This is a genomic window from Erythrobacter sp. EC-HK427 (assembly GCF_902498745.1).
Taxonomy (GTDB): domain Bacteria; phylum Pseudomonadota; class Alphaproteobacteria; order Sphingomonadales; family Sphingomonadaceae; genus Alteraurantiacibacter.
Genome location: NZ_LR701479.1, coordinates 2,911,029 through 2,937,873, shown reverse-complemented (window position 1 = coordinate 2,937,873; position 26,845 = coordinate 2,911,029). Strand labels below are relative to the sequence as shown.

28 protein-coding genes are annotated in these 26,845 nt (G+C 63.0%); 14 read left to right on the top strand and 14 right to left on the bottom strand.

The annotated features are described in order from the left end of the window. Nucleotides 1–4: 4 nt before the first annotated feature. The 3 genes from GC121_RS14350 (at nt 5) to GC121_RS14340 (ending at nt 5,212) form a co-directional block, all read left to right on the top strand. Nucleotides 5–1,660 (top strand): M28 family peptidase, encoded by a 1,656-nt coding sequence (locus GC121_RS14350; protein ID WP_151975362.1) that lies wholly within the window; start codon nt 5–7, stop codon nt 1,658–1,660. Between the two features lie 193 nt (nt 1,661–1,853). After that, nucleotides 1,854–2,768 (top strand): hypothetical protein, encoded by a 915-nt coding sequence (locus tag GC121_RS14345; protein WP_151975361.1) that lies wholly within the window; start codon nt 1,854–1,856, stop codon nt 2,766–2,768. Nucleotides 2,769–3,202: 434 nt separating this feature from the next. Then, entirely contained in the window at nt 3,203–5,212 is a 2,010-nt protein-coding gene (locus GC121_RS14340; protein WP_370513770.1) for a transglycosylase domain-containing protein, read from the top strand. A 7-nt stretch (nt 5,213–5,219) separates the two neighbouring features. Here GC121_RS14340 and GC121_RS14335 read toward each other — a convergent pair whose 3' ends face one another. The 3 genes from GC121_RS14335 to fmt all read right to left on the bottom strand — a co-directional run bounded on the left by GC121_RS14335 (nt 5,220) and on the right by fmt (nt 8,088). Beyond that, entirely contained in the window at nt 5,220–6,332 is a 1,113-nt protein-coding gene (locus GC121_RS14335) for an alcohol dehydrogenase catalytic domain-containing protein (protein WP_151975360.1), read from the bottom strand. 104 nt (nt 6,333–6,436) lie between these two features. Then, on the bottom strand, nt 6,437–7,186 hold the full coding sequence (gene truA / locus GC121_RS14330) for a tRNA pseudouridine(38-40) synthase TruA (protein WP_151975359.1): 750 nt from the start codon (nt 7,184–7,186) through the stop codon (nt 6,437–6,439). Further along, nucleotides 7,183–8,088, bottom strand: coding sequence for a methionyl-tRNA formyltransferase (gene fmt / locus GC121_RS14325; protein ID WP_151975358.1), 906 nt, complete (start codon nt 8,086–8,088; stop codon nt 7,183–7,185). The genes truA and fmt overlap by 4 nt, the downstream gene beginning before the upstream one ends. A 148-nt stretch (nt 8,089–8,236) precedes the next feature. Here fmt and recR point away from each other — a divergent pair, with 148 nt between their 5' ends. From recR to rmuC, 3 genes are all read left to right on the top strand, one after another. Further along, complete coding sequence (recR, locus tag GC121_RS14320; RefSeq protein WP_151975357.1) at nt 8,237–8,833, top strand: recombination mediator RecR; 597 nt, start codon at nt 8,237–8,239, stop codon at nt 8,831–8,833. 132 nt (nt 8,834–8,965) lie between these two features. After that, nucleotides 8,966–9,532: a peptide deformylase gene (def, locus tag GC121_RS14315; protein ID WP_151975356.1), complete on the top strand. Its 567-nt coding sequence runs from the start codon at nt 8,966–8,968 to the stop codon at nt 9,530–9,532. A 150-nt stretch (nt 9,533–9,682) separates the two neighbouring features. Beyond that, a complete protein-coding gene (gene rmuC, locus GC121_RS14310; protein WP_151975355.1) occupies nt 9,683–11,167 on the top strand; it encodes a DNA recombination protein RmuC in 1,485 nt (494 codons plus the stop codon). Here the strand turns inward: rmuC and GC121_RS14305 are convergent. From GC121_RS14305 to GC121_RS14275, 7 genes are read right to left on the bottom strand one after another with little or no spacing between them, the layout of a single operon-like run. Continuing rightward, entirely contained in the window at nt 11,164–11,961 is a 798-nt protein-coding gene (locus tag GC121_RS14305; protein ID WP_151975354.1) for an RNA methyltransferase, read from the bottom strand. The two genes, rmuC and GC121_RS14305, sit on opposite strands and share 4 nt — an antisense overlap. A 10-nt stretch (nt 11,962–11,971) precedes the next feature. Then, nucleotides 11,972–12,247: an HPr family phosphocarrier protein gene (locus GC121_RS14300; RefSeq protein ID WP_151975353.1), complete on the bottom strand. Its 276-nt coding sequence runs from the start codon at nt 12,245–12,247 to the stop codon at nt 11,972–11,974. Continuing rightward, on the bottom strand, nt 12,244–12,648 hold the full coding sequence (locus GC121_RS14295) for a PTS sugar transporter subunit IIA (protein ID WP_151975352.1): 405 nt from the start codon (nt 12,646–12,648) through the stop codon (nt 12,244–12,246). Before GC121_RS14295 ends, GC121_RS14300 begins: the two co-directional genes overlap by 4 nt. 46 nt (nt 12,649–12,694) lie before the next feature. Further along, complete coding sequence (gene rapZ, locus GC121_RS14290) at nt 12,695–13,633, bottom strand: RNase adapter RapZ (protein ID WP_151975760.1); 939 nt, start codon at nt 13,631–13,633, stop codon at nt 12,695–12,697. A gap of 45 nt (nt 13,634–13,678) precedes the next feature. Continuing rightward, nucleotides 13,679–14,128: an HPr kinase/phosphorylase gene (locus tag GC121_RS14285; protein ID WP_151975351.1), complete on the bottom strand. Its 450-nt coding sequence runs from the start codon at nt 14,126–14,128 to the stop codon at nt 13,679–13,681. Nucleotides 14,129–14,135: 7 nt separating this feature from the next. Continuing rightward, nucleotides 14,136–15,716 (bottom strand): stimulus-sensing domain-containing protein, encoded by a 1,581-nt coding sequence (locus GC121_RS14280; protein ID WP_151975350.1) that lies wholly within the window; start codon nt 15,714–15,716, stop codon nt 14,136–14,138. Nucleotides 15,717–15,721: 5 nt separating this feature from the next. Further along, entirely contained in the window at nt 15,722–16,492 is a 771-nt protein-coding gene (locus GC121_RS14275; RefSeq protein WP_151975349.1) for a response regulator transcription factor, read from the bottom strand. A gap of 279 nt (nt 16,493–16,771) precedes the next feature. On the opposite strand from GC121_RS14275, the gene GC121_RS14270 reads away from it, so the two are divergent. From GC121_RS14270 to GC121_RS14260, 3 genes are all read left to right on the top strand, one after another. Beyond that, complete coding sequence (locus GC121_RS14270; protein ID WP_151975348.1) at nt 16,772–18,379, top strand: phosphoenolpyruvate carboxykinase; 1,608 nt, start codon at nt 16,772–16,774, stop codon at nt 18,377–18,379. Nucleotides 18,380–18,580: 201 nt separating this feature from the next. Continuing rightward, nucleotides 18,581–18,901, top strand: coding sequence for a hypothetical protein (locus GC121_RS14265; RefSeq protein WP_151975347.1), 321 nt, complete (start codon nt 18,581–18,583; stop codon nt 18,899–18,901). Nucleotides 18,902–18,903: 2 nt separating this feature from the next. Beyond that, complete coding sequence (locus tag GC121_RS14260; protein ID WP_151975346.1) at nt 18,904–19,416, top strand: DUF937 domain-containing protein; 513 nt, start codon at nt 18,904–18,906, stop codon at nt 19,414–19,416. A 22-nt stretch (nt 19,417–19,438) separates the two neighbouring features. On the opposite strand, the gene GC121_RS15555 is transcribed toward GC121_RS14260, so the two are convergent. Together GC121_RS15555 and GC121_RS14255 are read right to left on the bottom strand one after the other, a co-directional pair. Beyond that, nucleotides 19,439–19,606, bottom strand: coding sequence for a hypothetical protein (locus GC121_RS15555; RefSeq protein ID WP_199857884.1), 168 nt, complete (start codon nt 19,604–19,606; stop codon nt 19,439–19,441). Nucleotides 19,607–19,688: 82 nt separating this feature from the next. Continuing rightward, complete coding sequence (locus GC121_RS14255; protein ID WP_151975345.1) at nt 19,689–21,584, bottom strand: DUF885 family protein; 1,896 nt, start codon at nt 21,582–21,584, stop codon at nt 19,689–19,691. Between the two features lie 63 nt (nt 21,585–21,647). On the opposite strand from GC121_RS14255, the gene GC121_RS14250 reads away from it, so the two are divergent. Further along, nucleotides 21,648–21,854 carry a hypothetical protein gene (locus GC121_RS14250; RefSeq protein ID WP_151975344.1) on the top strand — a complete coding sequence of 69 codons (207 nt, stop codon included), beginning with the start codon at nt 21,648–21,650 and terminating at the stop codon, nt 21,852–21,854. Between the two features lie 2 nt (nt 21,855–21,856). Here the strand turns inward: GC121_RS14250 and GC121_RS14245 are convergent, their stop codons facing one another. Both GC121_RS14245 and GC121_RS14240 read right to left on the bottom strand, forming a co-directional pair. After that, complete coding sequence (locus GC121_RS14245) at nt 21,857–22,555, bottom strand: energy transducer TonB (protein WP_151975343.1); 699 nt, start codon at nt 22,553–22,555, stop codon at nt 21,857–21,859. Between the two features lie 140 nt (nt 22,556–22,695). Continuing rightward, nucleotides 22,696–23,352 carry an alpha/beta hydrolase gene (locus GC121_RS14240; RefSeq protein ID WP_151975342.1) on the bottom strand — a complete coding sequence of 219 codons (657 nt, stop codon included), beginning with the start codon at nt 23,350–23,352 and terminating at the stop codon, nt 22,696–22,698. A gap of 118 nt (nt 23,353–23,470) precedes the next feature. Between GC121_RS14240 and GC121_RS14235 the strand changes: the two genes are divergently transcribed. The 4 genes from GC121_RS14235 (at nt 23,471) to GC121_RS14220 (ending at nt 26,836) form a co-directional block, all read left to right on the top strand. After that, complete coding sequence (locus GC121_RS14235; protein WP_151975341.1) at nt 23,471–24,529, top strand: cysteine desulfurase family protein; 1,059 nt, start codon at nt 23,471–23,473, stop codon at nt 24,527–24,529. A gap of 102 nt (nt 24,530–24,631) precedes the next feature. Then, a complete protein-coding gene (locus GC121_RS14230) occupies nt 24,632–25,711 on the top strand; it encodes a cysteine desulfurase family protein (protein ID WP_151975340.1) in 1,080 nt (359 codons plus the stop codon). Nucleotides 25,712–25,716: 5 nt separating this feature from the next. Then, nucleotides 25,717–26,046 (top strand): 2Fe-2S iron-sulfur cluster-binding protein, encoded by a 330-nt coding sequence (locus GC121_RS14225; protein ID WP_151975339.1) that lies wholly within the window; start codon nt 25,717–25,719, stop codon nt 26,044–26,046. A 1-nt stretch (nt 26,047) separates the two neighbouring features. Next, nucleotides 26,048–26,836 carry an ion transporter gene (locus tag GC121_RS14220; protein WP_151975338.1) on the top strand — a complete coding sequence of 263 codons (789 nt, stop codon included), beginning with the start codon at nt 26,048–26,050 and terminating at the stop codon, nt 26,834–26,836. Nucleotides 26,837–26,845 lie beyond the last annotated feature (9 nt).

The window sequence follows — 26,845 nt, the reverse complement described above, 5'->3', positions numbered from 1 at the left end:
TTACATGAAACACGTTTTGCTCATCGGCGCTGCGGCGCTCGCTTTCGTTGCGGTACCGGCTGCCGCGCAGGTTGCCGATCCGTCGGTTTCGACCAATCCGCTGACCGACCGCGCGACGCTGGAAAATGACGTGCGCACGCTGGCTGATGACGCGATGGAAGGCCGCGAGGCGGGCACCGATGGCTATGAACGCGCGGCGCAATATGTCGCGGGCCGCTATGCCGATATCGGCCTGCTGCCAGCGGGCGACGGAGACAGCTACTACCAGAGCTTCAATCTGGTGCGCCATAGTGCGGCGGCGGATACGCGGATGGGCATTATCGGCGCCGATGGCAGCCGCATGAAGGCCGAATACGGCACGGATTTTGTCGGCGGCGGCTTTGCCAGCGCGGGCGGTGAAGATGGCGCCGGAACGGTGGAAGCCGAACTGGTGTTTGTCGGCCACGGCCTGCAAATCCCCTCGCTCGGCTACAACGATCTCGAAGGTGTCGACCTCGAAGGCAAGATCGTCGTCTGGGTGTTTGACCTGCATGACGATCTCGATTCGCTGCTCTCCACCCACCTGTTGCAGGCGGGGGCGGAACGCTTTGCCGCATCGGGCGCGGTTGGTGCGATCATGGTGTGGCCCGAAGCGCAGAATATCCCGTATGAGCGCGCAGTCAGCTTCTTCGGCAATGTCGGCGGCCTGACCTGGGCGGGGCCGGACGGGGTCGCTTTTGACGGCGGCGGCGATCTGGAATTTGCGCTGGTTGCCTCGCCCGCTCTGTCGCGCGAGCTGCTCGCCGGAACCGCGTTCGATATGGACGCGCTCAACGCCGCGCTGCGCACGCCGGGCAGCGATATGCCGAGCTTTGAAATCGATCGCACCGTGCGCGTCAGCTACGCCAATGCATACGAGCACGAGCTGACCACCGGCAATGTGCTGGCGATGCTGCCGGGCACCGATCCTTCGGTGGCGGACGAATATGTCGTCATCACCGCGCATCTTGACCATGAAGGGCTGCAGGCTGGCCACGGGCCAGACAATGACCAGCTGTATAACGGCGCGATGGACAATGCGACGGGCGTTTCCGCGCTGCTCGAAATGGGGCGTCTGCTCGCCGCAGAGCCGCCGCGTCGGCCGGTCATCTTTGCCGCGCTGGGCGCTGAGGAGCTGGGCTTGCTCGGTTCGTCCTATCACGCCAACAATCAGGATCTGGACAACGGTTCCATCGTCGCCAACGTCAATGTCGATATGCCGGTGCTGACTTATCCCTTCGTGGATGTCGTGGCGTTCGGCTCGGATCGATCCAATCTGGGCGCGGCAGTCGATGCGGCAGTCGCGGCCTATGGCCTGACGCTGGTGCCCGATCCCAATCCGGGCGAGAATTTCTTCTTCCGTTCCGACCAGTACTCCTATGTCCGCGCCGGCATCCCTGCGGTCTATGTCGAAATCGGTTTCGGCAATGGCGGGCAGGAAGCGCAGACGTCTTTCCTTTCCACCCATTATCACGAACCGTCTGACGAGGCCGATCTGATCGCCTACGAACAGCTGGGCCGCTTTGCGGATATCGCCTATCTGGTGGTGCGCGATGTCGGCAATATGCCGGAAACGCCCGCGTGGAACTCCGGCGATTTCTTCGGCGATGTGTTCGGCGGCCCGGTGCAGGGCGGCGAGTAAAGATAACCAACTAACACAAGCAGATCGCCCGATCTTCGTCGGATTCTTGTAAAATCCGACGAAGCGGGCGTTTTTGCTGTCCGGTGAACAGGGGATTATCCAAATCCCTTATTGCCCCCGCAAGCAAAGCGGGTAACATTCGAGTCAGCAGCACAGGGGTGCTTGCGCAAAACAAGAATGTAAGGGGACGTTGATGTACAAATCCTTCACGAGCCAGATGGCAGAGGATGTTTCGCTGGGACTCGATTACCGCACGTTTGCCAAGGCCTTTGGCCGCAAGCAGCAAGTGGAAGACGTTAATCTGGTGCGCGAAATCGATGTCGAGCACTTTGGTGTCGATCTCGCCAATGCCAAGCCCGGTGGCACGCCCGGCGGCGGCGGCGGCGGTGGTGACGGCGGCGGTGGCACCACCTTCAGCCCCTACACCAGTGGTGCCGCAGGCGCGTTCAACATCACCATCGTGTTCGAAGGCACGTGGACGCAGGCGCTGTATGACATCTTTGTCGCAGCGGCGGATTTCTACTCCTCCCTTATCGTCGGTGACCTGCAGGACGTGACGATTACCAGTGGTCGCGGCAAGCGCGCCACCACGGAAACGATTGACGACCTCGTCATCACCGCCTCGCTCATCAATATCGACGGTTCGGGCGGCGTGCTCGGTCGCGCCGGTCCGAGCTCCATTCGCACCGATAGCCAGTTGACGGTGAAGGGCATCATGGAATTCGATATCGCCGATGCCGATGCGTTCAACGGGCTTGGCCTGTTCGACGATATCGTCGTGCACGAAATGGCGCACGTGCTGGGTCTGGGCACGCTGTGGGATCGTCTTGGCCTGTTGCTTCCCGACAACACTTTCGGCGGTGCGCTGGCTTCGGCGGAGCACGCTTTGCAGTTCAATGGCGACGATACGATCGCCATCGAAACCGATGGTGGCCAGGGCACGGCATTCGGCCACTGGGACGATGCAACCTACACCAATGAGCTGTTCACCGGCTTCATTTCGGACCCCAACTATATCAGCTATTGGAGCGCCGCTTCCTTTGCCGATCTGGGTTACGAGCTGAACTCGAACTATCGCCAGATTGTGGACGAGTACAATATCGCCTGATCGCGCTGGATCAGTCGATAGAAATGGGGCGGGCGCTGCGGCATCCGCCCCCTTTTTTATGGCCGGAAGGTTTCCATATTGGGGTTTCCATATTGGTAGGGCGGCGCATCACCTGATATTCAGGCAACACGCGTTAGCAGCGCTGCGCGTGACCATTGAGGGGAACCGGCGGAATTGGCCAAAATTCGCTCGCCATTGCTGTATTGCCTTGCTAACACACTGGCTAGTGGTTCAGTGTAGAGACAATGTGGCGTAACCTTTTCAGCAAGCGCGACAGGCGCGAGGCGGCGGGCGGCTGGAGCGAGCGCGACCTTGCGCTCGAAAATGCGCCATGGTCGCCCTTGCACGGGTTGGGTGATGATGACGAGGATTACCCTACGCATGCCTATCCTGGTGGCCACCCTGGCGGTATGCCGGGAGACTATCTGCCGCCTATGGCCGCACCGCAGGGCTGGCGGCGCTTTCTCCCCGCGCGGATGCGGGGCAAATCCTGGCTATGGTGGATCAGCCGCTGGATCGCAGGTATCCTGCTCGTCTTCTTCCTGCTGGTCGGCTATCTCGCGATTACCGCGCCGCTTTCCAAAAGCCTGCAGCCGATTGCGCCGCCGCAGCTGACCCTGCTGGCGGCTGACGGCACGCCGATTGCCCGCAACGGCGCGGTGGTGGACGAGCCGGTACAGATTGCCGACCTGCCTGATCACGTCTTCGAACCCTTCCTCGCCATCGAGGATAGACGCTTCTATTCGCACTGGGGTGTCGACCCGCGCGGCATTGCGCGTGCGGCGATTACCGGCGTGGGTGGCGGCTCGACCATTACCCAGCAGCTCGCCAAATTTACCTTCCTCACGCCCGAACAGACGCTGACGCGCAAGGCGCGCGAGGCGCTCATCGCGTTCTGGCTGGAGGCTTGGCTGACGAAGGATGAAATCCTCGAACGCTATCTCTCCAACGCCTATTTCGGCGACAATATGTACGGCATCCGTGCGGCGAGCTTGCATTATTTCTATCGCCAGCCGGAGAATCTGCGGCCCGAGCAGGCAGCGATGCTGGCCGGGCTGTTGCAGGCCCCCAGCCGCTTGGCCCCCACGCGCAATCCCGAAGCGGCAGCGGCGCGTTATGCGCTGGTCAAGAACGCGATGGTCGCCGCAGGATATATCACGCAGGAAGAGGCGGACGCGATGGCGGTGCCGGAGCTGGACGTGCGCACCCGCAACGATCTGCCAACCGGCACCTATTTCGCCGACTGGGCACTGCCCGAAGCGCGGCGGCTGACCGAGAACGGCTATTCCGAACAAACGCTCACCACCACGCTCGATTCCGAATTGCAGGGCATTGCCCGCCGCGTGGTCGAGCGCGCCCCTCTGGGGGAGGCGCAAGTGGCGCTGGTGGCCATGCGCACCAATGGCGAAGTTGTGGCGATGATCGGTGGCCGGGATTACTCGGACAGTCCCTTCAACCGCGCCACGCAGGCGCGCCGCCAGCCGGGCTCCACCTTCAAGCTGTTCGTTTACCTCGCCGCGCTGCGCAATGGCTGGGATTTGGACGACACCATCTCGGGCGCAGAGTTTACCACCGGCACCTATCGCCCCAGCAATTACAATGACGAGTATCAGGACGAGCTGACTCTGCGCGAGGCCTTTGCGCAGTCGTCCAACGTCGCCGCGGTGCGGCTGTTCAACGATGTCGGCAGCGCGGCGGTGATCGAGACCGCGCGCGATTTCGGTATCAGGAGCGAGCTGGCGGAAGGCGATCCCTCGCTGGCGCTGGGCACCAGCTCGGTCAGCCTGATCGAACTCACCGCCGCCTACGCCGGTGTCGCCGCCAATTCTTTCCCCGTCACCCCGCGCGCTTTCCCGCAAGAGGAAGAGGGCTGGTTTGACTGGCTGTGGGGCAATTCGGGCGATCTGAGCAGTCGCGATCATGCCGCAATCGAAGATATGCTGCGCAGCGCGATCAATGACGGGACGGGGCGCGCGGCGATGCTCGCCATTCCCAATTACGGCAAAACCGGCACCACGCAGGACAATCGCGACGCGCTGTTCGTCGGCTATGCGGGCGATCTGGTGGTGGGCGTGTGGATCGGCAATGACGACAACACGCCGCTTGATGGCGTCTCCGGCGGCGGCTTGCCCGCGCGCATCTGGCGCGATTTCATGCGCGGCGCATTGGGAGCCGGGGCAGCACCTGCGCCCACCGAGCCGGTGCCGACACCCAACCCCTCAGGCCCGGTCAAGCCGCTCGATGTGCCCGAACTCGGCGACATCCCGCTGGGCGATGGCCGCCGCCTGATTATCCGCGATGGCGAGGCGGTGTTCGAAACCGATTTCGATGGCGTGCCGGTCGGCGTCGGCGTGCGCGATGGCGGCGTTGCGCTCGACGTGGATGAAGAGGCGATCCGGCGCAAACTGGAGGAAGAGCTGGAAGCGCAGGGCGGGGGGCCGTAAGTTAAAGCTACCCCGCCGGCACCACCAGATATTTCTCGCCCGTCTTCATCTGCGCGTAGTCCATGATCGCATCCTTGGTGAGCATTTCCTCCAGCCCCACGCGCGCCTTGTAGCTGCTGGCGAAGGTGGTGGTGAGGCCGCTCACCACCCGCTGGCGAAGGCCCATCAGCGTCGGCACATCGCAACTGGCGAGGAAGGGCATCAGCAGCCAGCCCGACACCGTCCAGCCAAAACCATAGCTTGGCGTCAGGATCGTCGGCGAGAGATCGAGGCGGCCGTAGATATACATCTTCTTCGCCTGATCCGAGCCGTAGCGGCTGTATTCGGTCATTTGCGAGGCGGCCACCCGCTCCATCGCGCGCAGGCAGATGTCGGTCGTCTGCCCGCCGCCAATCGGATCGTAGCCGAGAAAGGCGCCCGTCTCGCCAATCGCCTTGGCCAGAGCCTTTTCGAAATCCTCGGCGGAGGAATTCACGATGTGCTGTTCGCCCTGTTCGCGCAGAATCGCGGCCTGTTCCTCGCGGCGGACGATATTGACCAGCGCCATGCCGTCCTCCTGACAAATGCGGCCGAGCATTTGCCCCAGGTTCGATGCGGCAGCGGCGTGGATAATCGCTTCGTGTCTCTCGCGCTTGGCAGTCTCGACAAAACCCAGTGCTGTCATCGGGTTGACGAAGGAACTTGCGCCCTGTTCTGACGTGTGCTCGCCCAGCGGAATGCACATCATCGCATCGGCAAGGGCGTATTCGCCGAACGCATTGCCGGGCACGCAGGCGACCCGCTGCCCCATCAGCGCCTGCGCCATTTCGCCTTCGCCCGCCGCGAAAACAGTGCCCGCGCCTTCATTGCCGACCGTCTGCGGCTTGCCATGCCGCGCGGCCTGCCCGGCAGCGACTTGCGGGTGCAATTGCATGGTGATTTTGCTGGGCTCGTAAGTGGCATTCGCAAGATCGGCGCCGGTCGTCATCAGGAACAGGTCGGACGGATTGATCGGCGCGGCCTCCATCCGCACGAGCACCTGGTTGCCGGTGGGGGCGGGGAAGGTCTTTTCCTCCAGCGCCAGCGTCATGGTGCCATCGGCGGTAAGGGTGGAGACGAGTTGGCGGCCTGTGGTGGTCATTTGAAAATCTCCCAATTGCCGTCATTGCGAGGAGCCGCAGGCGACGCGGCAATCCAGTAGCGACGGGACTGGATTGCTTCGCTACGCTCGCAATGACGGGATGGCTAGGCTTCGTCGGGATATTTCGCAGCGACGAAATACAAACCCTCTGGCGGGGCATTCAGCCCCAATGCGGCACGATCCTTCGCTGCGAGCGCCTCTGCCACTTGCTCGACGGCCCATGTCCCTTGCCCGACCAATGCGAGACAGCCGACCATCGAACGCACCTGATGATGCAGGAAACTGCGCGCGGCGGCGCGGATGATCACGCCTTCACCCTCGCGGCTGACGGTGAGCAGGTCGAGCGTTTTCACAGGGCTCGCCGACTGGCAATGCACGCTGCGGAAGGTCGTGAAATCATGCAAGCCCACCAGCGCCTGCGCCGCTTCGTGCATCGCCTCGTGTTCGAGCGGTTTGGCCACGTGCCAGGCGCGGCCTTTCTCCAGCGTTAGCGGCGCGCGGCGATTGCGGATGCGGTATTCGTAGCTGCGACCGGTGCAGGAGAAACGCGCGTGCCAGTCATCGGGTTTCACCTCGCAGGCGGTGATGGCGATGGGATCGGGCCGCAGGTGCGCGTTCAGCGCCTCCATCAGCCGGAAGGGCGCGATATCCTTGTCGGTGTCGAAATGGCTGCGCATCCCCAGCGCATGAACGCCGCTATCGGTGCGCCCCGCGCTGTGGAGCGTGATCGCCTCACCCGTAATGCGCGAAGCCGCTTCCTCGATGCATTGCTGCACCGAGGGGCCGTTGTCCTGCCGTTGCAGGCCGAAGAACGGGCCGCCGTTGAATTCGATGGTGAGGGCGAAGCGGGTCATGCGAGCGTGGTTCCCGCCGCCACCGGATTGCCGCGCAAGAAATCCTCCAGCGCCATCGCCGGCTTGCCCGCGCGCTGCAACTTAAGCGGGCGCAGCGCCATTTCACCGCAGGCGATGGTGAGGCGATCGTCGAGCACTTCACCCGGCGCGCCCGAGGCATCGACAACTTCGGCGAGCAGCAGTTTTATCCGCTCCTCACCCAGCATGAACCAGGCGCCGGGGAAGGGGGCAAAGGCGCGGATATCGCGTTCGAGTTCCGCAGCGGGACGGGTGAAGTCCAGACGCGCTTCTGCTTTGTCGATCTTGGGCGCATAGATGGCGAGGGCACAATCCTGCTCTTCAGCCACGATATTGCCGAGTTCGGCCAGCGTTTCGATAAGTAACCCGGCACCCAATTGCGCCAGTTCGTCGTGCAATTCGCCGGTGGTCTTGCGGTCAATTGGCGTCGCAGCTTTGAGCAACATCGGCCCTGTATCGAGCCCCGCTTCCATCTGCATGATCGTGATACCCGTCTCCGCATCGCCCGCTTGCACCGCACGGTGGATCGGCGCCGCCCCCCGCCAGCGCGGCAGCAGCGAGCCGTGGACATTGAGGCAGCCGTGCTTTGGCGCATCGAGAATAGGCTGCGGCAGCAGCAGACCATAGGCGGCGACCACCGCGACATCGGCTTGCAACGCGGCAAACGCCTCCTGCTCCTCTGCTCCCTTCAGGCTGAATGGATGGCGCACTGCGATCCCCAGCTCCTCCGCACGCGCTTGGACAGGCGAGGGCCGCTCCTGCTTCCCGCGCCCCGAACGGCTGGGCGGCTGCGAATACACCGCCACCACATCATGCCCCGCCGCCACCAATGCATCCAGCGTCGGCACAGCGAATTCGGGCGTTCCCATGAAGATTATGCGCATTCTATTCCTCTCCCCTCCCTTCAGGGAGGGGCTGGGGGTGGGTGTGCGGCGCTAATTATCATACGCCGTAAACCCCCACCCGACCTCCCCCTTGAGGGGGAGGAGTTTTGGGTTCTCTTTCACTTCGCTTCGCCCTATCTGCGGGGCCATGGCATCGCAAGAGATCGAAAACCTCGCCAGCGCATTGGCGCGCCTTCCCGGCCTTGGCCCGCGGTCGGCGCGGCGAGCGGTGTTGTGGCTGGTCAAGCATCGTGAGACCGCGCTGAAGCAGGTCTTGGATGCGCTCGGCGCGGTGCAGGACAAGCTGGTCGAATGCGAGACGTGCGGCAATGTCGATACGCAGAACCCGTGCAGCATTTGCGCCGATCCGCGCCGCGATGCGAAAAGCATTTGCGTGGTGGAGGACGTGGCCGACCTCTGGGCGCTCGACCGCGCGCGGCTGTTCACCGGGCGCTATCATGTGCTGGGCGGGCGACTCTCGGCGCTGGACGGCGTGCGGCCCGAAGATCTGGCGATCGACAGCCTGCTCGGCCGCGTAGCCGAGGGCGGGGTGGACGAGGTGGTGCTAGCGATGAACGCCACGCTGGAGGGCCAGACCACCGCCCATTATATCGCCGAGCGGCTGGAAGGCTTTCCCTTGCGCATCACGCAGCTGGCGCACGGCCTGCCCGTGGGCGGCGAGCTCGACTATCTCGATGAAGGCACGCTGGCGCAGGCACTCAGAGCGCGGCGGCCCTTGGGTTAGTTCCCCTCCCGCCTCCGGGAGGGGCTAGGGGAGGGCCTGTCACCGTGTCAGTTCGCTTACATTCCCTCCCCCAACCCCTCCCGAAACGGGAGGGGAGTTGAAGGACGCCCTTCGGGCGACTATTACTGTTCCATGGCCATCAGAGAAATCCTAGAAGCGCCGGATCCCCGGCTGAAAATCATCTCCTCGCCCGTCGAAACCTTCGACGGCGCGCTCAAGACGCTTGTCGATGATATGTTCGAGACGATGTATGCCGCGCATGGCATCGGGCTCGCCGCCATCCAGGTGGGCGAACCGCTGCGGCTACTGGTGATCGACTTGCAGGAAGAAGACCCCGATGCAGAGCCCGTGCCCTGCGATCATGACGGGCATTCGCACACGCATCAGCCGGTGAAGAAAGACCCGCGCGTGTTCGTGAATCCAGAGATTCTCGATCCCTCGCGCGATATGGGCGTGTATCAGGAAGGCTGCCTGTCGGTGCCGGATATTTACGCCGATGTGGAGCGCCCCGCGCGCTGCCGCGTGCGGTATCAGGATTTGGACGGCAATGTGCACGAGGAAGAAATGTCCGGAATGCTCGCCACCTGCATCCAGCACGAGATGGACCATCTGAACGGCATCCTGTTTATCGACCACCTCAGCCGCCTGAAGCGTTCGATGGCGCTCAAGAAGCTGAAGAAAATGCGCGAAGCTGCGTGACCCGGTCGCGCGTTTGCAACAAACAAAGGGCCGCCCCATCGGAGCGGCCCTTTTTTGTTGGACGGGCTTGAACGCGGCCGCCGGGGTAGGGCGGGGGATTACTGGTGAAAGCGGCTTGGCGTCGGCGTTCGTTCCAGCTATGTTCCGCGCATGGATTTACTAGCAATCGTCCTCGTTCTCGTTGCCCTCCTGTTCGCCGCTGCTCTCGGTTGGTTCGTAGGCGCGCGGCCCGTGGGCGAATTGCGCGAGCGGTTTGCTGCGCGCGATGCCGAGGCGCGGGAGCTGGACGAGAAGTTCCGCCGCGCGATTGTCGAGCTGGAAGGCGCGAGCGTGCGGGCGGAGAAGGCCGATGCTCTTGAGCAGGAGCTCCGTGAAATGCGCGAGCGAAATGAGCTAGCGCTTATCGCTCTCCGTGATGAAAAGGCATCGCTTTTTTCCGAGCTCAACAGTTTTAAAAGTACTTCGGCGGCTCGCGAAAAAGCCCTTGAGGAACGCTACCTTGAACGGGAACAACACTTTGAACGGGAATTTAAGCGGCTCATTGAAGCTGAAGAGAAGCTGCAGGCAAAGTTCAACGAGATTGGTGAGCGAATGCTCGCTGGTGCGCAATCGAAATTTCTCGAAGGTGCAGGTGCACACCTTGCTAGTCTGAACAAGGAGAGCCTCGCGGAACTCGAAAAGAAGGCTGAACCGATTAGCCGCACACTGGAAGATTATCGTAAGCGTGTCGAAGAACTAGAGAAAGGCCGTAGCGAAGCTTGGCATCAACTCCAAGGAGTGATCGGAGAAGTAAAGGCAGGACAGCGCGAAGTTATCGATGGTGCCAATCGCATTACAACTACTTTACAGGGTGCTACAAAGGCAAGAGGGGACTGGGGTGAACTCCAGTTGGAAAATCTTCTTGAAAGCTGCGGACTCACTGATCGCACTGATTTTCGACGTGAGGTGAACGTCAAAAATGCAGACGGAAATGATCTACGTCCAGACGCTATAATCAACATTCCAGGCGGTCGGAAGCTCGTTGTCGATGTTAAGAACGTATTCAACACTTATCGATCTGCCAACGAGGCTGATACCGAAGAAGAGCGACAAACGCTTCTGAAAGCCCACGCTCGAGAGCTTCGCACTCATATCGATGCGCTTTCAGTGAAGCGCTATCAGGACTCTGTAGATGGCTCTGCGGATTTCGTTGTGATGTTCGTTCCAGGCGAACACGTTTTGTATGCAGCGTTAACACAAGACAGCGGACTTCTCGATTATGCGCTTAAAAGACAAATTGTATTGTCAAGTCCCCTCAATTTTATGTCGATCGCCCTTACTGTCTCGACAATTTGGCGTCAGGCGGGAGTTCAGGCAGACGCAATGGAAATTGCCAAACTTGGCAAGGAGATTTACGATCAACTTGGAGTTGTGGCGGGACATCTATCAAGGCTGAGGAAAAGCATTTACTCGACAAACCAACACTTTGATGCGCTGGTGACGAGCTTCGACGGGCGTTTGCGTGTCCGAGGAGAACGGTTTGAACAGCTCAACGTCGATACAAGTGCACAAGACCTTACCGAAGCCCTGCCAATTGGACACAATCCTCGTGTCTTAGCCAACTTTGCAGACAGCGGAGCCGATGAAGAGGTCTAATTTAGACTCGCCAGCACCTCATACCCCAGCACCGCTGCCGCTACCGCAGCGTTGAGCGAATCCGCGCGGCCTTTCATCGGCATCGTTACCCGCAAATCGCACGCCGCCTCATAGGCTTCGGGCAGGCCTTGCGATTCGTTGCCGACCATCACGAAGCACGGGCTGGCATAGGGTGCGCCGCGATAGGGCACTGCGTCGCGTAGGGACGCTGCGACCAGCTGTCCCGCTCCACCACGCAGCCACGGCAAGAACTCCTCCCACCGCGCCTGCGCAATCGCCTGCGTGAACACCGCGCCCATGCTCGCGCGCACGGCCTCGACGCTGAACGGATCGGCGCAATCGTCGATAAGAAGCAGCCCGCCCGCGCCAATCGCGTCGCCGGTGCGCAGCATGGTGCCGAGATTGCCCGGATCACGCAACGCCTGCGCCACCAGCCAGATCGGCGCGGCATTGCGGTCCAGCTGGCCAAGCGATGTATCAAACTCCGCAAACACGCCGGCCACGCTTTGCGGATTGTCCTTGCCGGTAATCTTGCCGAGAATGTCGGGCGGGGTTTCGATCACTTCGCCGCCCGCCGCCGCTACTGCCGCCTCCAAAGCGTCAAGCAGCGGGTGGGGATCGCGCTTTTCGGCCATCACCAGCACTTCCGGAATGCGCCCGCATTCGCGCGCATCGGTCAGCAGCCGCAGGCCTTCGGCGAGAAACTTGCCCTCGCGCTTGCGATATTTCTTGTCGCGCAAGCTCCGCAGATACTTGACCGTGGGGTTGGAATAGCCGGTGATGTGTTTGCGCATGGCGAGGGACTTATTCCTCGCCGAAACCGGCCTCGACCAGCGCCACCAGCTCGGCCAGCCGCGCCTCTGCCGCTTCGCCTTCAACGCTCAGCGTGATCGTATCACCCTTGGCCGCGCCGAGCATCATCAGGCCGAGGATGGAGGTGCCCAGCGCCTCGTTCCCGTCCTTCGCCACTTTCACCGTGCAATTTTCCATCGCGGCGGTGGTGGCGACGAATTTGGCGCTGGCGCGGGCGTGCAGGCCGCGCTTGTTGACGATCAGCACCTCCTTGCCCGGGCTGCTCATGCGTGCTGCCCGAGAAATTCGGAGGCGAGGGTGATGTAATTGCGGCCCGCCGTGCGCGCGGCCTCCGCCGCTTCGCCCAGCGTCATCTCCTTGCGCGCGCCGGCCAGCCGGATCAACATCGGCAGATTGATGCCCGCAATCACTTCGGTCTTGCCCGGATCGAGCAGCGAAATGGCGAGATTGGAGGGCGTGCCGCCGAACAAATCGGTCAGCAAGATCGCGCCCATGCCGCTATCGACGCGCGCGATGGCGGAGGCGATTTCGCTGCGCCGAACTTCCATATCGTCATTCGGGCCGATGCAGATTGTTGCCACATCATCCTGCTGGCCCACCACGTGTTCCATGGCGGCGACAAATTCATCGGCCAAGCGGCCGTGCGTCACAAGGATAATGCCGATCATTGCCAGCACGCGGCCTTAAAGTTTGTTTGGGGGGAGTGCGTCCCGGTCATTTCTGCTGCGTGCCTTCTACCAGTTCTGCCGCTCGCGATGCCAGATTGCGATGCAAGACCGTGGGCGAAAAGCCACCGTCGCGCAAGACCTGAGCCATCTTCTCGGCCGTGTAAACGCTGCGGTGTCTCCCGCCGGTACAGCCGAAGGCGATGTTCACATAGGCCTTGCCCTGTTCCGCATAGCGCGGCAGCAATTCGAGCAGCAAGCTGCGGATTTTCTCGAAAGTTGAGGCAAATACCGCGCTTTGCTCGATAAATTCTCCAACCGGTGCATCCAGCCCCGTCTGCGCGCGCAGGTCTGGCTGCCAATGCGGATTGTCGAGAAAGCGCATATCGAACACCAGATCGGCGGTGGGCGGGGTGCCGCGCGAAAAGCCGAAGCTGGAGACGGTGACGGTCATTTCCTTGGGCGCGGTCTGCGCGAATTGGGCGCGGATCGTCTGCTTCAGATCATTGGTGGTGAAGTCGGTGGTGTCGATCAGCACATCGGCCCAGCGGCGCAACGGGCTGAGCAGCTCGCGCTCTGCCGCGATGCCATTCGCCACCGGCATATCCTGTGCGAGGAAGTGCCGCCGCCGCGTTTCGTTGAAGCGGCGTTCCAGTTCATGCCCCGCGCAATCGAGGAACAGGGTGGTGATGGCGACCGAATCGCTTTCCACCCACTTCTTCATCCGCGCGATGACATCATCGGGCACGAAGCCGCGCGTGCGGCAATCAAAGCCGATGGCGAGCGAGAAGGGTTCGGTGTCTTTGCCGACCAACCGGTCGAGCAGGCGGACGGGGAAATTGTCGATCGATTCCCAGCCCAGATCTTCCAGCTCGCGCAGGGCGGTCGTCTTGCCTGCGCCCAGCATTCCCGTCACCAGCAGAATGCGCTGGCGGCGCGCGGCGGATGGCGAGGGAGGAGCAGGGGGCGGGGTAGAGGTCTCGACCATGCCGGTGCGCTTTGCGCCCATCGCGCGCAAATGTGAAGTCCTTCCTTATGCGGTATCGAAGGCGGAATCGAAAACCAGCCCGTGGATTTCCAGCGCGGCTTCGGCGCGCAGCGGCAGAACGGGAGTGTCGGGATACAGGTCAACCTGCGGCACTTCGTGCCCGATCAGCAGCGAATGGCCGGTGCCCAGAGGCAGCCGCTCGGCATCCTTGGTGAGATGGATCACGATAGCGATGGGCGCGCTGGCGGAGGGTACTTCGAGCAGGCCGACATTGCGGATTTCGATCAGGCCTTCGGTGTTGGGCGGCGGTGCGGCGCGGACGCATCCGGCCTTGGCGTCCCACGCCAGCCGCACGCCGTCATCCCCCACCAGCTCTCCGCCGCGATCAAGCAGGGCGAGCGCCAGGCTCGATTTGCCGCTGCCCGGCGCACCGGTAATCAGAACGCCGCGCCCGCGCATGGCGACGCAGCTGACATTGGCCATAAGTTCGCTCATCGGCTTGCTATTCTCCCTTGCGCGGTGCCGGTTTGGCGGCGGGCAATTCCAGCACCAGGCACGCGCCGCCGAGGAATGGCGGAGCATCCTCCACCCGCAGCGTGCCGTCATGCGCTTCGGCAATTGTGCGGCCAATGGCAAGGCCGAGGCCCGAATGGTTGCCGAAACTTTCGTTTTCGGGGCGGTGCGAGTGGAAGCGGCGGAATACCTTCTCGCGCTCGTCCACAGGAATGCCCGGCCCCTGATCGCTGACCCGCACTTCCACCCGCCCTTCGGCATTGGTCACCGAAATCACGATCCGCCCGCCTTGGGGGGAAAAAGAGACGGCATTGTCGATCAGGTTTTCCGCCACCCGCTCCAAACGGATCGGCACGCCCATCACCGTGGCGGGCAAGCCGTCAGGTTCGATTTCGATGGTGCAGCCGCGCGTTTCGCCGCGCTCCAGCTTGCGCGCGACGACGTTGGAGAACAGCTCGGTCATGTCCACCTGTTCGAAGATGGCGCGGCTGAGTTCGGCATCGATGCGGCTGGCCTCGGAAATTTCGCTCACCAGCCGGTCGATGCGGCGCACATCATGCGCGGCGATATCGACGAGCTGCGCGCGCAGCTCCGGATCGTCGATCTTGGGCATCGATTCGGTGGCGCTGCGCAGCGAAGCGAGCGGGTTTTTGATTTCATGTGCGACATCGGCGGCGAAGCTCTCCACCGCGTCGATGCGGTGGCGTAGCGTGGCGGTCATATCGGAGACGGCGCGGGCGAGCAGGCCAATCTCGTCCCCGCGCTCCTGCATCCGCGGCACTTCGATATCGCGCTCGCGCCCCAGCCGCACGCGCTGCGTGGCGCTGACGAGGCGGCGCAGCGGCTCGATAATCGTCGATGCGAGATAGAGCGAGAGGATCGTCGACAGGAAAAGCGCCAGCAGGATGATCGTCATCAGGCTGGAACGCGCATTGCGCACCGCCTGCGTGATGTCGGTCGCGTTGCGGGTGGTGAGCAGCGCTGCGCCGTTGAGGCCCACCGGCGCAGCAGCGTTGATGACCGGCGTATCATCGGGCGCGCGGCGCAATTCGATCTGGCTGAGCCCCTGCTGCCGCACCCGCACAAGTTCGGGCCAGGCCTCCGCATCGGTGCTTTCGGGTTCGACATAGCGCGGGGCGGACGGCGCGCCGGTGACGATGTTCACCGCATTGTCCGTCCAGCGGGCGAGGTCTTCGAAGAAGGGTTCGGCCACCGGATCGTCAAAGGCAAAGCTGGGCGCGGCAAGGGCGAAACTGTCCGCGATCAGCTTGCCCTCGGCATCATACATCCGCAGCCGCATCGACTGTTCGCGCCCGATCTGGCTGAGCAGCGCTTCCTGCCGTTCGGTGGTCGCACCCGCCAGCGCTTCGGCGGTGATCTGCGCTTCGATGCGGGCGAGCTTGAACCGCTCGTCGAGCAATTGACGGCGGTAGGAATCGAGGAAAAACAGGCTCCCCGCCAGCACCAGCAGCGGGATCAGGTTCACCGCCAGAATCCGCTTGGTCAGCGATTTGCCCACCGGCATGGTTATCCGGTCGAGCCTGCTTCCCGGCCCCGCCTCCTCAGCCATGGGGCTTAGCCATCGGAAAAGCTGTAGCCCGCGCCGTAAAGTGTCTCGATCGCGCCGAATTCACGGTCCGCCGCGCGGAATTTGCGCCGCAGCCGCTTGATGTGCGAATCAACCGTGCGATCATCGACGAAAATATCGTCGGGATAGGCGGCATCCATCAGCTGGTTGCGGCTTTTGATAACGCCGGGGCGCTGGGCGAGGGCTTCGAGAATCAGGAATTCGGTGACGGTCAGGCTGACCGGCTTATTGTCCCATGTTACCTGATGCCGCGCCGGGTCCATGCTGAGGCGACCGCGCATAATCAGCCCGCCTTCGCTGCCGGAAGCCGGTGCGTCTGCCTCCTGTCCTTCCTCCAGCGGCGCGGCGCGGCGCAGGATTGCGCGGATGCGGGCGAGCAGCAGCCGCTGGCTGAACGGCTTGGCGATATAATCATCCGCGCCCATGGCAAGGCCCGCTTCCTCGTCCTCTTCCTGATCCTTGCTGGTAAGGAAGATGACCGGCAGATCGGATTTCTCGCGCAGGCGTTGCAGCAGTTCCATCCCGTCCATGCGCGGCATCTTGATATCGAACACGGCCAGATCGGGCGGATTGCTGAGCAGCGCATCCAACGCGGCCTCGCCATCGGAATAGACGCGCGTGGCATAGCCTTCCGCCTGCAAGGCGATGGACAAGGTGGTCAGGATGTTGCGATCATCATCCACCAGAGCGACCACGCGCTGGGCATCGCTTGTCCGGCCACCCGCCGTGCCGTGTGCTTGTTCGCTATCCGCCTGCATCACCTATTGCCTTTTTCTCTCCCCGCAAGGCCTAACCATTTGCGCGCTTTTGCACAACTTAAGCGCAAAAAGACCGCTGGAGAAAGCCGCTTGGGCGCGTTGTGAACGATAACATGGCGAGAGGTTAACCACAGGGATTTGACGCGCGCTTTTGTCGCCACTAAGGGGCGCGTCAAAGCTGTTACGCATTCGTATGCGTTGGCCCTGTTTTTCACGGGGCCGCAGCAGCTCCATCGGCGCATTCTGCCGCGCCAGACGCGTAATTGAGAGGATAGGCCTGTGTCCGCTTCGCTGAGTGTTCCCTTGTCCGCGCAGGGCATTGTCACCAACGCCACCATCCACGCTAATCTGGGCACGCCCGCGCTGGTGGAGCACGCGATTGCCAATGGCGAAGGCCGACTGGCCAAGCACGGGCCGCTGGTGGTCGAAACCGGCAAGCACACCGGCCGCAGCGCGAAGGACAAGTTCATCGTCCGCGATGCCGAGACCGAAAGCACCGTGTGGTGGGATAATAACGCCTCGATGAATCCCGAACACTTCGCCGCGCTTAAAGCCGACTTCATGGCGGCGCTGGCGGCGAGGGATACGCTCTATGTCGCCGATCTGTTCGGCGGCTCGCAGCCCGAACACCGCGTAAATGTGCGCGTCATCAACGAACTAGCCTGGCACAACCAGTTTATCCGCACGATGCTGTGCCGCCCGACGGCGGACGAGCTGGAGGGCTTCACGCCCGAATATACCGTCATCGATCTGCCGAGCTTCCAGGCCGATCCCGCACGCCACGGCACGCGGAGCGAAACGGTGGTGGCGGTGAACTTCACCGAGAAGCTGATCCTGATCGGCGGCACGCGTTATGCGGGCGAGATGAAAAAGGGCGTGTTCGGCATTCTCAATTACCTGCTCCCCGCCAAGGGAGTAATGCCGATGCACTGTTCGGCCAATACCGGAGCAGACGGCAAGACGGCGGTTTTCTTCGGCCTGTCGGGCACGGGCAAGACAACGCTTTCCGCCGACGCCAGCCGCACGCTGATCGGCGATGACGAACACGGCTGGAGCGACCAGTCGGTGTTCAATTTCGAAGGCGGCTGCTACGCCAAGATGATCCGCCTGTCCGCAGAGGCAGAGCCGGAAATCTACGCCACCACGCGGATGTTCGGCACGGTGCTGGAAAATGTGGTGATGGACGCAGACACGCGCGAACTCGATTTCGACGACGCCTCGCTCGCCGAAAACAGCCGCGGCGCTTACCCCATCGATTTCATTCCCAACACCAGCAAGCACAATCTTGGCCCGGTGCCGAGCCATGTGGTGATGCTGACCGCCGATGCTTTTGGCGTGCTGCCCCCGATTGCGCGGCTCACTCCCGATCAGGCGATGTATCACTTCCTCTCGGGCTACACCGCGAAGGTCGCGGGCACCGAAATCGGCGTGACCGAGCCGCAGGCGACCTTCAGCACCTGCTTCGGCGCGCCCTTCATGCCGCGCCACCCCTCGGTCTACGGCAATTTGCTGAAAGAGCGGATTGCCAAGGGCGGGGTGCAGTGCTGGCTGCTCAACACCGGCTGGACGGGCGGCAAATATGGCGTCGGCAGCAGGATGCCGATCAAGGCGACGCGCGCGCTGCTCAACGCCGCTCTCGACGGCAAAATGGACGCGGTGGAATACCGCAAGGATGCCAATTTCGGCTTTGACGTGCCCGCCAGCGTGCCAGCCTTGGCAGAGGCGGGGATTGACCAGACAATTCTCGATCCGCGCAGCACCTGGGCCGATGGCGCAGCCTACGATGCGGCGGCGCAAAAGCTGGTGCAGCTTTTCGTGGACAATTTCGCGCCCTTTGCCGCCCATGTCGATGACGGGGTGCGCGGTGCGGCGCCGCAGGCGGCCTAAGCCAAGCCTGCTGTAGAGTTGGAGAGGAGGCCCCGCCCGTGCCGGAGAAATCCGGTGCGGAGCGGGGCCCGAACTTTTGTACGTCTGGCCAAAACAGTCTGCCCCTGAGTCATATAGGTTTCACCTTGTTTTACTTGACTCCGCAGGCTGCGAAGCGTCCTTTCGCGCCAGCACACAACGCCATTCCAAGGAGCGATTTCCATGAGTATTTTCGACCAGATTCTCGGCCACGTCACCAACAACCCCACCGTCACCAACATGGCGGAAAAGCTGGGCATTGATCCCGCCGATGCAGCGCGCGCCGTGGCGGCGCTGGGCGAATCGCACCAGCAGGAAGGTGACACCATCGAGCTGGCGGCAGAGCGCACCGGCATGGATGCAGGCATCCTCAACCAGATCCGCGATGCGATTGGCGGCGAAGGCTCGCTGAGCAACTTCGCCTCGATGGTGGACAAGGATGGCGACGGCAATCCGCTGAACGACATCGCGGATATGGCCAAGGGCTTCTTCGGGCGTAGCTGAGGATGAGCCTTGCACAAATCCTCCAGCAGACGGGCGTCATCGAAAGCATGGCGCGCGAGCTGAACATCGACGAAGCGACCGCGCGCATGGGCGCAGGCGCTTTGCTTCCGGCGATTGTCGCGGGGATGGGGCGTAGCTCCACCGCAGGCGGCGGTTCCGATCCGCTCGGCGGGCTGGGCGGCGTGCTCGGCTCGGTTCTGGGTGGCGGAGCCTCTGGCGGTGGCCTTGGCGGCGGTCTGCTCGAAGCGGTGCTGGCTCCGCAACCGACGCCAGTAGAGCAAGGCAACGACATTCTCGGCAGCATCTTCGGCAGCCGCGATGTCAGCCGCTCGGTTGCAGGCGAAGTCGCCGGTGTGACCGGGATCGACGAGAACCTGCTCAAGCGGATGCTGCCGATCCTCGCCATGGCGGTCGTCGGCTATATGACCCGGCAGGCCGGGCAAGGCGAAGGCGCGCAAGGCGGCGGGCTGGGGGGAATCCTCGGCTCTATCGTCAGCGGCATGGCGCGCCGCTAATCCGTTTTTCGCGCTCGCGCAGTCAGACGGATTGCGCGAGCGCGGAATGCACCGCGCCGAACAGGCCGAGCCCGATCAACATCGCCGCGCCGCCGCGCGAGCCGATGCGCTGCCAGCGGATTTCGGATCGCGGCAACAGCGCCAGCAGCATCACGCCCATGGCGGCGATCACCAGAAATGTCAGCTCCACCGGGCGCTCCTTCCGCGTTAGGGAAATGGTAAGCTGCGCCCCATTGGTTAATTCTGGCTAAGCAAACAGGGTTAACAGCGCGCTAACCCGCGCTTATCTGCGCGCCATTGGCGATCATGTAGCGCGAGACATTCTGCCCCATCACATCAAGGGGCGCGTTGCCGCCTTCCACCACTGCCATGTTGAAATCGCGCAGATCGTAGGCGCTGCCCAGCACGCGCTGTGCGCGGCTGCGCTGGCGCAGGATTTCCAGCTTGCCGACCATGTAGCCGCAGGCTTGGCCCGGCCAGCTGCAATAGCGGTCGATCTCGTTGGTTGTCTCGGGAATATCCACTCCGCTGTTCGTGTGGAAATAGTCAATCGCCTGCTGGCGGCCCCAGCCTTGGGCATGGAGGCCGGTATCGACCACCAGCCGGATCGCGCGATAGGCGGCGGCTTGCAGATAGCCCAAGCGCCAGGCGGGATTGTCGGCATAGGCGCCCAGCTCGTCCGCCAGTTGCTCGCTATATAGCGCCCAGCCTTCGCTGAATGCGTTGAAGGCAAGGATCGCGCGGATCAGCGGCAACTGGTTCGAATATTCGCCTTCCCACACATGGCCCGGAATCGCCTCGTGATGCGTCAGCGTGACGAGATCATAGGCGCGGTGCAGATCGGTGGTGCGCAGGTTGATCCAGAAGGTGCCGGGGCGTGATCCGTCGACCGCAGGCGCGCCGCCATAGGCGGTGGGTGCGCCCAGTTCCTCGTTCGGCGGAATGCGCCGGACTTGCACGGCGGGATTGACCACGCGGCGGAACGCGCGGGGCATTTCGCCGCGTATCCATTCGATCCGTTCTTCGAGGAAATCGATGATCTGCGCGCGGCCCTCATCGCCCTCGGCGAACTTGAAGCGGTCATCCTGCGACAATTCGATCATCCGCTGGCCCGGATTGCCTTCGGTATAGCCGAGGCTGCGCAGGATCGGATCCATCTCGGCATGGATGTCGGCCAGCGTATCGATGCCAAGTTCGTGGATTTCGGCTGGCGACATGGTGGTGGTGGTGCTCGATTTGAGGCTCCACCGATACCATTCATCGCCTTCTGGCTGCGCAGCCATGCCCGGCGCGCTGCCCGCCATGCCGCGTTGCAGGCGCAATTCGGCAAGCTGGTTTTCCAGCCGCATGGCGACAGGGCCGGTAACGATGGCTTCCGCGCGCGCCTGCCAGTCACCGGCAATGCCCGCTTCCGCCGTGCGCCGGACAAGCGATTCCACCAGCGATCCGCCCGCCATCGCATCGCGCAATTGCCGCTCCATCTGGTCATCGGCGCGGGTCAGCAGGAAATCGGGCGGGATGACGCCCATCGTGCGGCCCGCCTGCATCCGCTCCAGCTCGCCCGCCAGAACATCGGGAATGGCTTCGAGGCGGGAAAGATAGGCTTCGGCATCCTCTTCGGTGCGGATCGGGTGGTCGCTATCGAGCGCGCGCGGCAGATCGATATAGGCGCCGACATTCTGGATGACGGGATAGGGCGCGGTGCGCCAACTGCCGACGGGGATATCGCCATAGGGCAGGGCGAAACCTTCCACCGCGGTGGCATAGGCACTCTCGACCACGGCAAAGCTGGTGCGGGTGGTGGCATCCAGCCCAACCTTGGGGAATTGCCGCGCGCGCTCCAGATCGCGTTGCAGGGTTGCGGCATAGGCATCCTGCCCCGCCTGCGTCGCATCGTGCAGGCGGCTGCGCAAAGCGGCGCGTTCGCCGGTATCAACGCCCAGACTGCTGGCGCGGGTGGGCTCATGCTCCAACAGGTTCCACGCAAATTCTTGCAGCAGCGCCTCGCCCGCCGCTTGCCCGGCAGGAGGGGTCATCATGGTGGTGACAGGCTCGATCTGCGCGGTTTGGCTGGCAGCGCAGCCGGGCAGAACGGTGAGCGCGGTCGTGGCCCCGAGCGCGCCAACGAAGGAACGGCGGGTGAGGGTGTGATCGAATGGTGTGGTCATAGGGCCGAGTGGTCGCTCACCAATGCGCTTCCGTCAAGCGGCGGTGCGCGCTAATGCGACGGGATGTTTGACGTGATTATCTCTATCATCATGCTCGCCGGTGTGGCGCTGGTGGCGGGCGCGGTGGCGTTATGGCGGCGCGGCAATCGCAAGAATGCGGGGCTGATGGCGCTGCTGGCGGCGGTGATGTTCGTCAATGTGGCAATCTGGCTGCTCCCGACAGCGGATGGCGAAACGCTCGCCGATGCCGCCGCCGGGAATGCCGAGTAGGCCTATTCGGGGATCTGCCAGGTGACTTCGCCGGTATAACTGCCCGCCACCCGTGCGCCGGTGGTGTCGGTGGCGGGGGTGAAGCGGGCGACGCGCTGGATGACGCGGCAGGTCTGCCGGTCGAGCCCGCTATGCCCGGTGGTGCGCGTCATCTCGCATCCGGTGACCCGGCCATTGCTGCCGATGGTGAGGCGATAACTGCCCGTTCCTTCATTGCCGCGCCGCAAATCGCGGTCGGGATAATCGTCGGTCGTAATCCAGCCTGCGGGGCCGTTGGTGGGGCGAGCCGCGACTGCCGCGATGGTGGGCGAGGGGGACGGTGTGGGCGACGGTGTAGCGCGCGGCGTTTCCGTGGGGCGCGGGCCTGCCTGTTCGCCGGGGTTGGTGATCGGCGGGCCGGGCGGGGCCATGGTGGGCGATGTCGGGATCGGATCGTTCGGCGTGAGCGGGAAGGGGCTCGGCGGCACATAGATGATGTCACGCGGCTGCGGGACGGGGTCTTCGACGACCTGCGGATCGGCTGGGGGCGGCGGTTCGACCACAATGGTAGCCTTTGGGCTTGGCGGTTCCTCAACCGGCTCGAAAGTGGTGACCGCAAGTCCGGCGATCAGCCCCGCGCCGATCAGCGCGTGGATACCGATAACGGTGGTGGCAGCCTTGGCGCGCTGGGCCGGGGTGACGGTGGCATTGGCGTATGACATGGCTTCTCTCCTTAGCGAGTCATGTTATACTGTTACCTATCGTAAGAAAGCGCGTATGGCAAGTCACCTCGCGTAACAGTGTTACGCGAGGATGTCCTGAAACCGTTTATTCGGAACTGTGCGCGTGGTTCGGTGCCCGATCAGGTGATCGGGCAGGCCGGATCGAGGCGGAAGTCGAGATAACGGTTGACCGACGCCATCAGCTCCTCCTGCTCGTTTTCAAAGAAGTGATTGGCGCGCGGAATCTCGTCGTGATGGATGGTGATGTGCTTCTGCGTCCGCAGCTTTTCCACCAGCTTTTCCACCGATTGCGGCTGCACCACCGTGTCATTCGTCCCCTGGATGAAAATGCCGCTGGCAGGGCAGGGGGCGAGGAAGCTGAAGTCGTACATATTCGCAGGCGGCGCTACCGAGATGAAGCCGCGGATTTCCGGGCGGCGCATCAGCAGTTGCATCCCGATCAGCGCGCCGAAGGATACGCCTGCGACCCACGTTACCTGCGCTTCGGGATGGATCTGCTGCACCCAGTCGAGTGCGCTTGCCGCATCGGAGAGCTCGCCAATACCATTGTCGAATGACCCTTGCGAGCGGCCCACGCCGCGAAAGTTGAAGCGCAAGGTGGCAAAGCCGCGATCGACGAAGGTCTTGTAGAGCTTCTGCACGATCCGGTCATTCATCGTGCCGCCGCCCTGCGAATGCGGGTGAAGGATCATGGCGACGGGCGCGCGCGGACGCGGGCCGGGGGAGAAACGACCTTCAAGGCGGCCTTCGGGGCCGGGGAAAATGACGTGCGGCATGGGCTTGTGTGGCCTTGGCAAAAATGGTGGGTGCGCACGGCGGCTGGCGCTGCGCAAGTGCGCGGCTATATAGGCATCATGCGCCAAATCGCAATCATTCTCGCCCGCCTGTTCTGAGATGGGCCGCATCTATCTCGATCACGCCGCCACCAGCCCGCTGCGCCCGGAGGCGAAGGCGGCGATGGAGGAGGGCTTCGCCATCTGGGCGAACCCGTCTAGCCCGCACGCCGAGGGCCGCAAGGCGAAGGCTGCGCTGGAAGATGCGCGGGAGCGGTGCAAGCGGGCGCTCGGCTGGGACGGCGAACTCATCTTTACGAGCGGGGCGAGTGAGAGCGCGCGGCTGGCCTATGACGCGGGCAAACAGGCGAGCGAGTATGTCAGCGCGGTCGAGCATGACTGCCTCATCAACCTCGCTCGCAATTATGGCGATATGACACTGTCGGTCGGCCAAGACGGCAGCGTGCAATACGCGCAGTTGGAAGCGGGGAACCCGCTGAGCATCGAGAACACAAGCGATTACTATCTGCAGCCAGCGCTGATCGCGGTGCAGCACGTCAATTCGGAGACTGGCACCCTGCAAGACCATCAGCGTCTTTCGCAGCTGATTGCTTCGCGAGGCGGCATATTGCTAGCCGATTGCGCGCAAAGTGCGGGCAAGATCGCGCTTCCGCCTAGCGATATGGCAATCGTCTCTGCCCACAAGTTTGGCGGCCCGATTGGCGTTGGCGCGCTCCTTGTCAGGGATTTTGCGCTGCTCACCCCGTATGGCGGCCACGAACGCGGTTATCGTCGGGGCACCGAAAATCTGCCGGATATCATGGGCATGGCAGCGGCGCTCGAAGCGGGGGATTGGGCGACCACTGCAGAGCAGCGTGCTGCGTTTCGTGCGCGACTGGGCGAGCGTATTCTGCGCATCGGCGAGCAGGTTGATTACATCATCCCGCTCACCCACCCCACCATGTCCGCGCAGGCCCTTCTGATCCGGCTCGACGCGATGGGATTTGCGGTCTCGGCGGGCAGTGCGTGTTCGTCCGGCACGCTCAAGAAAAGCCGCGTCCTGCACGCTTTCGGGGTGGATGACGCGACGGCCGCCCGCACGATCCGCGTTTCGCTCGGCTGGAGCACCACGCCGGAAGAGCTGGATGCGTTTGTGGCGGCCTGGGAAAGTCTCCACTAACTCCGCTCATCCTGAGCTTGTCGAAGGATTGCTTTTTCTTCTAGCGGAGCCTCAGGAAGGATGATGCTTCGACAAGCTCAGCATGAGCGGTATGGGAGTTAAATGATCTACCTCGACTATCAAGCCACCACGCCGCTTGCTCCCGAAGCCCGCGATGCCATGCTGCAATGGCTCGGCGGGCCGGAGAGCACTGCGTATGGCAATCCACACTCGCCCCACCGCATGGGGCGCATGGCCGCCGCCGCGATTGATCTGGCGCGCGAGCAGGTCGCCGCGCTCTTTCCGCCCGGCGGCACGGTGCATTTCACCGGCAATGCGTGCGAGGCGGTAACGCTCGCGATGAAGGGCTGCATTGCAGTGCGAGCGGGCGAGCGGATTGCCCTGAGCGCCATCGAGCACGCGGCTGTGGTCGAGAATTCCCGCGCGCTGGGCAATTGGGTGGAACTGCCGGTTACAACCGAAGGCATCGTCGATCTGTCCGCCGAGTTTCCCGCCCGCATCGGGCTGCTTGCGGTGATGCAGGTGAACAACGAAATCGGCACCGTCCAGCCCATTGCCGAACTGGTCACGAAGGCGCGAGCCGAAGGCGCGCTGGTATTGGTTGATGCGGTGCAAGCGGCGGGCAAGTTTCCGCTCGCCGAGGCCGACATGATCGCGATTTCCGCACACAAGCTCTACGGCCCCAAAGGCATCGGCGCGCTGTGGGTGCGTGACGGGGTCAAGCTGATACCGCTGGTGGAGGGCGGAAGACAGGAGGGCATCCGTTCGGGCACGCTCAGCACAGCTTTATGTGCAGGCTTTGGCGCAGCAGCCAAACTGGCGGCGGAGCGGATGGAGGAGGACGCGGCCCATGCGCGCAGCCTGTGGGAACGCGCACTCGACTTATTCGATGGCTGGGCGGTCAATGGCAGCCTGGAGGCGCGCAACCACGCGAACCTTTCGATCCGGCGCGAGGGGCTGGATGTCGCGCGGTTGATGAGCGATTGCCGCGAAGTGATGTTCTCCGCCGGGTCTGCCTGCGCCAGCGGATCGGGCAAGCCGAGCCATGTCTTGAAAGCCATCGGTCTTTCGGACGCCGAAGCGAAAAGCACCATCCGCCTCGGCTGGGGCCGCTACACCACGGTGGAGGAGCTTGAAGCGGGCGCGAAAGTGATTATCAGTGCTGCATCGCAGCAAGGATAACAGCCATCAAAATCACCTTCCTCACCCGCGACGGCGACAAGGTCGAAACTGACGGCGCGGCGGGCGACAGCCTGCTGGCGGTTGCGCAGGCCGCCGGTATGCCGCTGGAAGGCACGTGCGAGGGGCAGATGGCGTGCTCCACCTGCCATGTGATCGTGGCGCGCGAGTGGTTTGTGAAGCTGCCCGAAGCGAGCGAGGAAGAGGAAGATATGCTCGACCTTGCCGCCGATGTGCAGCCCACCAGCCGCCTGTCCTGCCAGATCGTGTTGGACAAGGAGATGGACGGCCTCACCGTGCGTATTCCCGATGCCAGCGTGAACGCGCAAGGGTTCTGAGATGCGCGAAAAGGTAAGGCAGTTCGTCGAAGCGGGCTGGTTCGAAAAGGCGATCATCACGGTGATCGTGGTCAATGCGATTGGCCTCGGGCTGGAAACCTCGCCTTCCGTGATGGCGCGGTTCGGCGGCATTGTGCACGCGCTCGACACGCTTGCTTTGGGCATTTTCGTGGTCGAGCTGGGGCTGAAGCTGTTCGCTTACCGCCTCGCTTTTTTCCGCAATGGCTGGAACATATTCGACCTTGTGATCGTGTCGGTCGCGCTGGTTCCGGCGTCGCAGCAATTCTCCGTGTTGCGAGCCTTGCGCATCCTGCGGGCGCTGCGGCTGGTGTCGGTCGTGCCGAGTATGCGCCGGGTGATCGTGGGACTGTTCCAAGCGATCCCCAGCATCGGCACGGTGATCGTGATGCTGCTTTTGCTGTTCTATATCAGCGCAGTGATGGCGACCAAGCTGTTCGGCGGCGCCTTTCCCGAATGGTTCGGCGATATGGGCCGCTCGCTCTATTCGCTGTTCCAGATCATGACGCTGGAAAGCTGGAGCATGGGCATCGTACGCCCGGTGATGGAGGTGTACCCCTACGCTTGGGCGTTCTTCGTGCCGTTTATCCTGCTCACCAGTTTTATCGTGCTGAACCTGTTCATCGGTGTGATCGTCAACGCGATGAGCGAGGCGACCGAGGAAGAAGCGCATGGCGAGCGCGAAATGATCCTCGACGAACTGCGCGGCCTGAAAGACGAAATCGCGGCGCTGCGGCGGGATATGGGTAGTGCGAAAGGCGGGGGCGGGTAAAAACCCACC